The 10,763-nt window shown below is 52.5% G+C and carries 12 protein-coding genes and 1 rRNA gene; 8 read left to right on the top strand and 5 right to left on the bottom strand.

The window, feature by feature from the left end:
• Positions 1–66: 66 nt before the first annotated feature.
• From trkA to def, 4 genes are read right to left on the bottom strand one after another with little or no spacing between them, the layout of a single operon-like run.
• The gene (gene trkA, locus OGX75_RS03705; protein ID WP_012135420.1) at positions 67–1,443 is read right to left on the bottom strand and encodes a Trk system potassium transporter TrkA; all 1,377 of its coding nucleotides are present in this window, start codon (positions 1,441–1,443) and stop codon (positions 67–69) included.
• A 21-nt stretch (positions 1,444–1,464) separates the two neighbouring features.
• Positions 1,465–2,751: a 16S rRNA (cytosine(967)-C(5))-methyltransferase RsmB gene (gene rsmB, locus OGX75_RS03710; RefSeq protein WP_248623434.1), complete on the bottom strand. Its 1,287-nt coding sequence runs from the start codon at positions 2,749–2,751 to the stop codon at positions 1,465–1,467.
• A 52-nt stretch (positions 2,752–2,803) separates the two neighbouring features.
• The gene (fmt, locus tag OGX75_RS03715; RefSeq protein WP_153257910.1) at positions 2,804–3,751 is read right to left on the bottom strand and encodes a methionyl-tRNA formyltransferase; all 948 of its coding nucleotides are present in this window, start codon (positions 3,749–3,751) and stop codon (positions 2,804–2,806) included.
• 14 nt (positions 3,752–3,765) lie between these two features.
• A complete protein-coding gene (def, locus tag OGX75_RS03720) occupies positions 3,766–4,275 on the bottom strand; it encodes a peptide deformylase (protein WP_047460857.1) in 510 nt (169 codons plus the stop codon).
• Positions 4,276–4,405: 130 nt separating this feature from the next.
• Here def and dprA point away from each other — a divergent pair, with 130 nt between their 5' ends.
• The 6 genes from dprA to OGX75_RS03750 are packed head-to-tail and all read left to right on the top strand — an operon-like array spanning position 4,406 to position 8,198.
• Entirely contained in the window at positions 4,406–5,530 is a 1,125-nt protein-coding gene (gene dprA, locus OGX75_RS03725; RefSeq protein ID WP_047460860.1) for a DNA-protecting protein DprA, read from the top strand.
• Positions 5,502–5,975 (top strand): DUF494 family protein Smg, encoded by a 474-nt coding sequence (gene smg / locus OGX75_RS03730; RefSeq protein WP_024130999.1) that lies wholly within the window; start codon positions 5,502–5,504, stop codon positions 5,973–5,975. Before dprA ends, smg begins: the two co-directional genes overlap by 29 nt.
• Before the next feature lie 26 nt (positions 5,976–6,001).
• A complete protein-coding gene (locus OGX75_RS03735) occupies positions 6,002–6,556 on the top strand; it encodes a DNA topoisomerase family protein (protein WP_012135414.1) in 555 nt (184 codons plus the stop codon).
• Positions 6,549–7,121 (top strand): L-threonylcarbamoyladenylate synthase type 1 TsaC, encoded by a 573-nt coding sequence (tsaC, locus tag OGX75_RS03740; RefSeq protein ID WP_058668175.1) that lies wholly within the window; start codon positions 6,549–6,551, stop codon positions 7,119–7,121. Before OGX75_RS03735 ends, tsaC begins: the two co-directional genes overlap by 8 nt.
• A gap of 4 nt (positions 7,122–7,125) precedes the next feature.
• The gene (gene aroE, locus OGX75_RS03745; RefSeq protein ID WP_058668174.1) at positions 7,126–7,944 is read left to right on the top strand and encodes a shikimate dehydrogenase; all 819 of its coding nucleotides are present in this window, start codon (positions 7,126–7,128) and stop codon (positions 7,942–7,944) included.
• On the top strand, positions 7,941–8,198 hold the full coding sequence (locus OGX75_RS03750) for a DUF1488 family protein (RefSeq protein WP_153257908.1): 258 nt from the start codon (positions 7,941–7,943) through the stop codon (positions 8,196–8,198). Before aroE ends, OGX75_RS03750 begins: the two co-directional genes overlap by 4 nt.
• Here OGX75_RS03750 and OGX75_RS03755 read toward each other — a convergent pair.
• On the bottom strand, positions 8,174–8,728 hold the full coding sequence (locus OGX75_RS03755) for a gamma carbonic anhydrase family protein (protein ID WP_012135410.1): 555 nt from the start codon (positions 8,726–8,728) through the stop codon (positions 8,174–8,176). The genes OGX75_RS03750 and OGX75_RS03755 overlap by 25 nt on opposite strands.
• On the opposite strand from OGX75_RS03755, the gene OGX75_RS03760 reads away from it, so the two are divergent.
• Positions 8,727–9,041: a hypothetical protein gene (locus OGX75_RS03760; protein WP_147491759.1), complete on the top strand. Its 315-nt coding sequence runs from the start codon at positions 8,727–8,729 to the stop codon at positions 9,039–9,041. The two genes, OGX75_RS03755 and OGX75_RS03760, sit on opposite strands and share 2 nt — an antisense overlap.
• Before the next feature lie 155 nt (positions 9,042–9,196).
• Positions 9,197–10,738: ribosomal RNA gene (locus tag OGX75_RS03765) — 16S ribosomal RNA — on the top strand.
• Positions 10,739–10,763 lie beyond the last annotated feature (25 nt).

Below are 10,763 nucleotides of genomic sequence, written 5' to 3' on the forward strand. Positions count from 1 at the left end.
GGAGCATTTATTAGGCCCTGATAAAACAGGGGAATTAAAGAGGGCGCTGCATTAGCGCCCAAATAATTACAGGAAGAAAGGACTTGGCTGGAATAAGCGTTCGACGTCGGTAATAAACTTTTTATCCGTCAGGAACATAATCACATGATCGCCTTGTTCAATGCGCAAATTGTCATTGGCAATCATTACATCGTTACCGCGAACCACTGCGCCAATTATTGTTCCCGGTGGAAGTTTAATTTCATCAATGGCACGGCCTACGACGCGAGATGTACTTTCATCACCGTGGGCAACGGCTTCAATTGCTTCTGCTACACCACGACGTAGCGATGACACTCCCACAATATCGGCTTTACGCACATGGCTGAGTAACGCGGAAATCGTGGCCTGCTGTGGTGAAATGGCAATATCAATGACGCTCCCCTGGACGAGATCCACATAGGCGCGACGTTGAATGAGCACCATTACTTTCTTCGCACCCATCCGTTTGGCCAGCATTGCCGACATAATGTTGGCTTCATCATCGTTGGTGACTGCAATAAACAGATCAACCTGATCAATATGCTCTTCAGCCAGCAGTTCCTGATCCGACGCATCGCCAAAAAAGACGATCGTATTTTGCAGTTTTTCGGCAAGTTCGGAGGCCCGCTGTTGATCGCGCTCGATCAGTTTGACGCTGTAATCTTTTTCCAGACGACGCGCGAGACCGGCACCGATATTTCCCCCGCCGACTAACATAATACGCTTATAGGGTTTCTCCAGACGTTGCAGTTCGCTCATTACCGCACGGATATGCTGCGATGCGGCAATGAAAAAGACTTCATCGCCTGCTTCTACAATAGTCGAACCCTGGGGGCGAATGGGGCGGTCATGACGGAATATCGCGGCGACGCGGGTATCAATATGCGGCATATGCTCACGCATCGTGGATAACGCGTTCCCGATCAGCGGCCCGCCATAATAGGCTTTCACTACCGCAAGACTGACTTTACCTTCGGCGAAATTAACGACCTGCAATGCGCCAGGATATTCGATCAGGCGATAAATGTTATCGATGACCAGTTGCTCTGGCGCAATAAGATGGTCGATGGGGACGGCTTCAGAGTGGAAGAGTTTATCCGCATCGCGGACATAATCTGGCGAGCGGATACGGGCGATACGATTTGGCGTATTGAAGAGTGAATAGGCCACTTGGCAGGCGACCATATTCGTTTCATCGGAACTGGTCACGGCGACCAGCATATCCGCATCGTCTGCACCCGCTTCACGCAGCACGCGGGGGTGAGAGCCATGCCCTTGCACGACGCGGAGATCGAACTTGTCCTGTAAACTACGCAGGCGTTCGCCATTGATATCGACCACCGTGATGTCGTTGTTCTCTCCGACCAGGTTTTCAGCCAGCGTGCCGCCGACCTGCCCTGCGCCCAGAATGATAATTTTCATCAGTCGCGACCCGTTATCTCATCACTTTTTGATTAGCTTAGCGTAAAAGAAGCCGTCACCTTCTTCCGCACCTGGCAGATTTTGCACGCCCGGTTGAGCGGGGGTTCCGGTGCCGGTCAGGGTGGCGTCCGGGGTGCGCTGTAAAAAAGCCTGAATCTGTTGGCTATTCTCTTCCGGCAGGACAGAACAGGTCGCGTAGACCAGTGTTCCGCCTGACTTTAAATGTGGCCATATGGCATCCAGAATTTCCGACTGTAATTTTGCCAGTTCAGCAATATCACGATCGCGGCGTAGCCATTTGATATCCGGGTGACGACGAATGACGCCGGTGGCTGAACAAGGCGCATCCAGCAGAATACGGTCAAATTTCTGCTCGCCACACCATTGCGCGGGATATCGACCATCACCCTGTTTGACGGTTGCCTTCATCCCCAGACGTTTAAGGTTATCGTAAACGCGTGAAAGACGCTGTTCGTCGACATCGACAGCCAACACCTGCGCTTCAGGCGCGGCTTCGAGTATATGCGTTGTTTTACCCCCCGGTGCGGCGCACAAATCCAGGATTTGCTCGCCGTTTTGTGGGGCGAGGAAGCTAACACAGCCTTGCGCGGCAGCATCCTGAACCGTTACCCAACCCTCTTCAAAGCCGGGCAAGGCATGAACCGGCGCCGGAGACTCAAGACGTAGGGCGTCAGGATAGGTCGAGTGGGGAAAACCGTTCATTCCTGCGTCCTGCAATAACGCGAGCCAGCTGTCGCGTGAATGATGTGTACGGTTCACGCGTAGCCACATTGGAGGACGTTGGTTGTTGGCTTCGACAATCGCTTCCCATTGGGTGGGATAGGATTTTTGCAGGCGCTTTAGCAGCCAGGACGGATGCAGAAAACGCGCCTCGCTGGTCGCAAACTCAGCCAGCAACGCCTCCTGCTGACGCTGAAACTGACGCAAAACGCCATTGATCAGCCCCTTAAGCTGTGGGCGCTTAATAGCAACAGCACCTTCAACCGTTTCTGCGAGGGCCGCATGTGGTGGAATTCGTGTGTGCAATAGCTGGTAAAACCCTACCATGATCAGGTAATGCACGGTGCGTTGCTTACCGGTCATCGGGCGAGACATTAATTTATTAATCAGCCACTCCAGCTGCGAAAGGGTGCGCAACACGCCAAAGCACAGCTCCTGAAGCAGCGCTTTGTCTTTATCGGAGACTTTTTGCTGTAGTGGTGGCAGGACATTACTTAAAGATTGCCCTTGCTCAACAACCTGCTCAACGGCCTGTGCCGCCAGACTGCGTAAATTTTGTTTTTTCATAACCGCAAAAATAAAAATGCCCGGTAACACCGGGCGTAGTAAGACGTGACCGTCAGGCCAGACGGTTGCCAGGAATAAACCATTCCCGACGTGAATTTAAAAGATCCTGCGCGCTCATTGCCTTCTTACCTGCGGGTTGAAGGGAGAGCAGGTTCAGGATGCCGTTGCCGGTTGCAACCTGAATACCTTGTTTAGTCGCGTCAAGAATGGTGCCCGGTTCCGCTTGCGTTACGCGCTCTATCACTGACGCCTGCCACACTTTTACCGGCTGACCGTCAATTTCCATCCAGCTCATTGGCCAGGGATTAAAGGCGCGGATGCAGCGTTCAAGCTGTGCAGCAGAGAGAGACCAGTCCATACGCGCCTCTTCTTTGCTAAGTTTCTCAGCGTGAGTGGCCAGGGCGTTGTCCTGTACTTCTGGCTTCGCGGTACCGTTTTCTAACTGTTTCAGCGTTTCAATCAGCCCCTGTGGACCAAGATCCGCCAGCTTGTCATACAGCGTGCCGCTGGTGTCTTCCGCGGTGATTGGACAGGCAAGTTTATAGAGCATATCGCCAGTATCCAGACCCACATCCATTTGCATGATGGTGACGCCCGTTTCGGCATCACCAGCCCAAAGTGAACGTTGGATCGGCGCAGCGCCACGCCAGCGCGGGAGCAGGGAACCGTGAACGTTGATGCAGCCGAGTCGCGGCATATCAAGCACCGCTTTTGGCAGAATCAGGCCATACGCCACCACGACCATTACGTCAGCGTGTAAGTCTGCGACTAAATGCTGGTTTTCTTGTGGGCGCAAGGAGGCGGGCTGAAAAACCGCTATTCCTTTCTCTTCCGCCAGCACTTTCACCGGGCTGGGCATCAGCTTTTTACCGCGTCCTGCCGGGCGGTCGGGTTGGGTAAACACGCCAACGACGTTGTGTCCAGAAGACAACAGCGCGTCAAGATGACGCGCTGCAAAGTCAGGTGTACCCGCAAAAATAATACGTAGTGAGTCAGACACGTTGATTCTTGTCCTTAAGCTCGGGCGTTCAGGCGGTCGAGTTTCTCAACTTTCTGACGAATACGTTGTTGCTTCAGCGGCGACAGATAATCAATAAACAGTTTACCAACCAGGTGATCCATCTCGTGCTGAATACAGATAGCCAACAGGCCGTCTGCTTCCAGCTCAAAAGATTGACCGTCGCGGTCGAGTGCGCGAATTTTCACTTTCTCCGCACGCGGCACTAAAGCACGCTGTTCTGGAATAGACAGACAGCCTTCTTCAATCCCCGTCTCACCGCTTTTTTCCAGCAGTTCCGGGTTGATTAACACCAGACGCTCGTCGCGGTTTTCCGAAACATCAATCACGATGATACGTTGATGAATATCGACCTGCGTTGCCGCCAGGCCAATACCTTCTTCTGCATACATCGTTTCGAACATATCATCGACGATACGCTGAATTTCTGCATTCACTTCTTCTACCGGTTTTGCGACTTTGCGAAGACGCTCGTCCGGAATATGTAACACTTGCAAAACTGCCATAATTATCCAGAGTTGTGTTCAGGAGTTGGAAAGATTATTACCTCTATTCTAGACAAAACCCCCTCCGATTGACAGCATCAGTGACCAATCGCAAAGATTGCCAGGACAGCTTGTGGCAGGGGGATAAAGGATGACCCGTACCGAAATTTGGTTACGTTTGATGCATGTGAGTGAATTGTATGGCGATGCAATGTTGAGCATTGCGAATTTGCTCATACAACAGCGTCAGATTGATAAGACTTTGCTTCAGAACGCAGGGTTAACGTCCCGACAAGCGGAACGCTTTTTAACCGTCCCGCAAAAAGCGCTGGATGACGCGCAGCACTGGCTTGAGCAACCTCATCACCATTTGATTCTGGCCGGCAGCGCGCGTTATCCGGCACAGTTGAATGCGATTGCAGATTATCCCGGCGCTTTTTTTGTTGCGGGTGATCCAGAATGTCTCCAGAACTTCCAGCTTGGCGTCGTAGGAAGCCGGACACCTTCCTGGTATGGCGAGCGATGGGGGCGCTTGTTCTGTGAAAGTCTTGCCGTAAAAGGGGTGACGATTACCAGCGGGCTGGCGAGAGGAGTTGATGGCGTTGCGCATAAAGCCGCCTTAAACGCGAACGGGAAAAGCGTGGCTGTGCTGGGCAACGGTCTGGGAAGTATCCATCCCCGACGACATACCCGGCTGGCTGAGGGGCTGATAGACGCCGGTGGCGCGCTGGTGTCGGAGTTTCCATTAGCGACGCTCCCTTTACCGCACCATTTTCCCCGACGAAACCGCATCATTAGCGGCCTGAGCAAAGGCGTGCTGGTTGTTGAAGCGGCACTACGAAGCGGCTCTTTGGTTACCGCGCGCTGTGCGCTGGAGCAAGGGAGGGATGTCTTTGCCTTGCCAGGGCCGATAGGCAGCCCTGGCAGTGAAGGGCCGCATTGGTTGATCAAACAGGGCGCCACTCTTGTGACGGCGCCAGAGGATATTCTGGAAAATTTGCAATACGGCTTACATTGGCTGCCAGATGAGGCCGAAAATTCACTTTATTCACCAGATCAGGAAGTCGCAGCATTGCCATTTCCTATGCTCCTGGCTAACGTAGGAGATGAGGTAACACCTGTTGACGTCGTCGCTGAACGTGCCGGCCAACCTGTGCCAGAGGTAGTGGCTCAGCTACTCGAACTGGAGTTAGCAGGATGGATCGCAGCTGTACCCGGCGGCTATGTCCGATTAAGGAGGGCAAGCCATGTTCGACGTACTAATGTATTTGTTTGAGACTTACATCCATAACGAAGCTGAATTGCGTGTGGATCAGGACAAACTGGAACGGGATCTTACCGACGCTGGCTTTGACCGTGAAGACATCTACAACGCGCTACTGTGGCTGGAAAAGCTTGCTGATTATCAGGAAGGCCTCGCCGAACCTATGCAACTGGCTTCCGATCCGCTCTCCGTACGTATTTACACGGCAGAGGAGTGCAATCGACTGGATGCCAGCTGTCGGGGGTTTCTGTTATTCCTCGAGCAGATTCAGGTGCTAAACCTCGAAACGCGAGAAATGGTGATTGAACGCGTGCTCGCGCTGGATACCGCAGAATTCGATCTGGAAGACCTGAAGTGGGTGATCCTGATGGTTTTATTTAACATTCCGGGTTGTGAAAATGCGTATCAGCAAATGGAAGAATTACTCTTTGAAGTGAATGAAGGTATGCTGCATTAATCGATCTTCATTCAGCATGAGTTGTTATGGCTAAATCAGCACTGTTTACGGTGCATAAAAATGAGCCCTGCCCACAGTGCGGGGCTGAACTTGTTATTCGCTCCGGGAAACATGGTCCTTTTCTCGGCTGCTCACACTATCCAGAATGTGATTATGTCCGTCCGCTGAAATCGTCAGCAGACGGACATATCGTCAAAGTTCTGGAGGGGAAGTTTTGCCCGGCATGTGGTGCGGAGCTGGTATTGCGGCAGGGGCGGTTCGGCATGTTTATCGGTTGCAGTGACTACCCCGCGTGTGGCCATACCGAACTGATCGACAAACCAGACGAAACTGCCATTACCTGCCCTCAGTGCCAAAAAGGTCATCTGGTTCAACGGCGTTCCCGTTATGGTAAAACCTTTCATTCCTGCGATCGCTATCCTGAATGTCAGTTTGTCATTAACTTCAAACCGATAGCCGGAGAGTGTCCTGAATGTCACTATCCGCTACTCATCGAAAAGAAAACCGCGCAGGGTGTGAAGCACTTTTGCGCCAGTAAACAATGTGGAAAGCCGGTTCCGGCGGAACAACAAAGTGAATAATAACCTGCCCACAGACGCTATCGCGGCAGCGGTAGCGGTACTGCATAAAGAATGTGTCATCGCGTATCCCACAGAAGCTGTTTTCGGTGTCGGGTGCGATCCTGATAGTGAAACGGCGGTCAACCGCTTACTGGAATTGAAACAGCGTCCGGTTGAAAAAGGCCTCATTTTAATTGCGGCAAATTTTGAGCAGCTTAAGCCATATATTGATGACAGCATGCTGACAGATACGCAACGAGAAGCGATCTTTGCGTGCTGGCCTGGCCCGGTGACATTTGTTTTTCCTGCACCGGCGACAACGCCGCGCTGGTTGACGGGACGTTTTGATTCGCTGGCGGTTCGCGTTACGGATCACCCGCTGGTGGTCTCATTGTGCCTGGCTTATGGCAAACCGTTAGTTTCCACCAGTGCGAATTTGACAGGGTTGCCTCCCTGCCGCACGGTCGAAGAAGTACGGGCGCAGTTTGGCGCGGATTTCCCCGTTGTTGAGGGTGAAACGGGAGGACGCCTGAATCCTTCTGAAATTCGTGATGCCCTGACGGGCGAGCTGTTTCGACAGGGGTAATACGATGGAAACCTATGCCGTTTTTGGTAACCCGATTGCGCACAGCAAGTCGCCATTTATTCATCAGCAGTTTGCGCAGCAACTGAAGATAGATCATCCCTATGGGCGTGTTCTGGCGCCGGTTGATGATTTCGTGAATACCCTTAACGCCTTCTTTGCGCAAGGAGGGAAAGGGGCGAACGTTACCGTTCCTTTTAAAGAGGAAGCGTTTGCACGCGCAGATGCACTGACGGAGCGTGCGGCGCTTGCCGGGGCGGTGAATACCCTGAAACGCCTTGATGATGGTCGCTTGCTGGGGGATAACACCGACGGCATCGGTCTGTTGAGCGATCTTGAACGTTTATCTTTCATTCGTCCGGGGCTACGCATCCTGCTGATTGGGGCAGGGGGGGCTTCCAGGGGCGTACTGTTACCGCTGCTATCAATGGATTGTGCGGTTACTATTGCGAACCGAACCGCTTCCCGTGCTGAAGAACTGGCGCAAATCTTCGCTCATACCGGCAGTGTTCAGGCCCTTCGTCTTGATGCGCTGGAAGGCCATGAATTCGATCTGATCATCAATGCGACATCCAGTGGAATTAGCGGTGATATTCCCGCGATCCCGTCATCGCTCATTCATCCTGCTGTCTGTTGCTACGATATGTTTTATCAAAAGGGGAATACGCCGTTCCTTGCCTGGTGTGCGGAGCAAGGGGCAAAACGGTATGCCGATGGTTTGGGGATGCTGGTGGGGCAAGCCGCGCATGCTGTTTTTCTCTGGCATGGCGTGTTGCCTGACGTGGAACCTGTTATTGCAACGCTGAAGCAGGAACTGTCGGCATGAACCAGGCTATTCAGTTTCCTGACAGAGAAGAGTGGGACGCGGACCTTGAGGCCGTTAGCTTTCCCGCTCTGGTGAATGGGATGCAGTTAATGTGTGCTATCAAGGGAATCACACTGGCGCATCGCTTTGGCGGCGATACGCCAGAACGGTGGCTGGCAGACTTTTGTGAACATCGCTGGGATCTGGAAGAAGAAGCGGAAGCGTTGATCCAGTCCCAGCAAGAAGACGATCAGGGTTGGGTCTGGCTGTCCTGACTCAGGTATTCATCTTTCCATTTCACATAGTTATTTGCGGAGTACTGTAGCCCGGCTTTCTCTTCATCACTTAGCGGACGGATCTGCTTCACCGGACTCCCCAGATACAGATAGCCGCTTTCCAGGCGCTTGTTTTGCGGCACCAGGCTGCCAGCGCCGATCATGACGTCATCTTCTATTACCGCGCCATCCAGCAGAATGGACCCCATGCCAACCAGAACCCGGTTGCCGATAGTGCAGCCGTGGAGCATGACTTTATGCCCGACAGTGACATCTTCACCCACAATAAGCGGATTACCTTGCGGGTTAGTGGTGGATTTGTGCGTCACATGCAGCACGCTGCCGTCCTGGATATTTGAGCGGGCGCCAATCTCTACATAGTTCACATCGCCACGAATGACGACCAGCGGCCAGATCCCGACGTCATCAGCCAGACGAACATCGCCAATGACGACGCTACTGGAATCGATCATCACGCGTTGCCCGATCTGTGGGAAAAGATCCTTATAAGGACGTAATACGTCAGACATGTTTACCTCAACGAAAGAGAACAGTAATGAAGACTTTGGTTGGATTATTGGCGCTACGCAAGTGTTTCAGCTATCAAAAATCAGCCAAATTGCGCAGGAATGTAGCGAAAGGGGTAAAAAACAGGCATTCAGCAAAAAAGATCCAAAAAACGCTTGTGCAAAAAAATGGGATCCCTATAATGCGCCTCCGTTGAGACGACAAAGTGAAACGCTTCACAAGATGGTCGGAACAACGAAGAGAAAAATCCTGAAAAATGGGGTTGACTCTGAAAGAGGAAAGCGTAATATACGCCACCTCGCGACAGAGCGCTAAAGCGCGTCGCAACTGCTCTTTAACAATTTATCAGACAATCTGTGTGGGCACTCAAAGTGACATGGATTCTTAATGTCTTCGGACAATAAATGAATACCAAGTCTCTGAGTGAACACGTAATTCATTACGAAGTTTAATTCACGAGCATCAAACTTAAATTGAAGAGTTTGATCATGGCTCAGATTGAACGCTGGCGGCAGGCCTAACACATGCAAGTCGAACGGTAACAGGAAGCAGCTTGCTGCTTTGCTGACGAGTGGCGGACGGGTGAGTAATGTCTGGGAAACTGCCTGATGGAGGGGGATAACTACTGGAAACGGTAGCTAATACCGCATAACGTCGCAAGACCAAAGAGGGGGACCTTCGGGCCTCTTGCCATCAGATGTGCCCAGATGGGATTAGCTTGTTGGTGGGGTAACGGCTCACCAAGGCGACGATCCCTAGCTGGTCTGAGAGGATGACCAGCCACACTGGAACTGAGACACGGTCCAGACTCCTACGGGAGGCAGCAGTGGGGAATATTGCACAATGGGCGCAAGCCTGATGCAGCCATGCCGCGTGTATGAAGAAGGCCTTCGGGTTGTAAAGTACTTTCAGCGGGGAGGAAGGTGTTGTGGTTAATAACCGCAGCAATTGACGTTACCCGCAGAAGAAGCACCGGCTAACTCCGTGCCAGCAGCCGCGGTAATACGGAGGGTGCAAGCGTTAATCGGAATTACTGGGCGTAAAGCGCACGCAGGCGGTCTGTTAAGTCAGATGTGAAATCCCCGGGCTCAACCTGGGAACTGCATCTGATACTGGCAGGCTTGAGTCTCGTAGAGGGGGGTAGAATTCCAGGTGTAGCGGTGAAATGCGTAGAGATCTGGAGGAATACCGGTGGCGAAGGCGGCCCCCTGGACGAAGACTGACGCTCAGGTGCGAAAGCGTGGGGAGCAAACAGGATTAGATACCCTGGTAGTCCACGCCGTAAACGATGTCGACTTGGAGGTTGTGCCCTTGAGGCGTGGCTTCCGGAGCTAACGCGTTAAGTCGACCGCCTGGGGAGTACGGCCGCAAGGTTAAAACTCAAATGAATTGACGGGGGCCCGCACAAGCGGTGGAGCATGTGGTTTAATTCGATGCAACGCGAAGAACCTTACCTGGTCTTGACATCCACGGAAGTTTTCAGAGATGAGAATGTGCCTTCGGGAACCGTGAGACAGGTGCTGCATGGCTGTCGTCAGCTCGTGTTGTGAAATGTTGGGTTAAGTCCCGCAACGAGCGCAACCCTTATCCTTTGTTGCCAGCGGTCCGGCCGGGAACTCAAAGGAGACTGCCAGTGATAAACTGGAGGAAGGTGGGGATGACGTCAAGTCATCATGGCCCTTACGACCAGGGCTACACACGTGCTACAATGGCATATACAAAGAGAAGCGACCTCGCGAGAGCAAGCGGACCTCATAAAGTATGTCGTAGTCCGGATTGGAGTCTGCAACTCGACTCCATGAAGTCGGAATCGCTAGTAATCGTGGATCAGAATGCCACGGTGAATACGTTCCCGGGCCTTGTACACACCGCCCGTCACACCATGGGAGTGGGTTGCAAAAGAAGTAGGTAGCTTAACCTTCGGGAGGGCGCTTACCACTTTGTGATTCATGACTGGGGTGAAGTCGTAACAAGGTAACCGTAGGGGAACCTGCGGTTGGATCACCTCCTTACCTTAAAGAACCTGCCTTTGCAGTG

The sequence above is a fragment of the Citrobacter sp. CK199 genome (assembly GCF_030333285.1).
Taxonomy (GTDB): domain Bacteria; phylum Pseudomonadota; class Gammaproteobacteria; order Enterobacterales; family Enterobacteriaceae; genus Citrobacter_B; species Citrobacter_B koseri.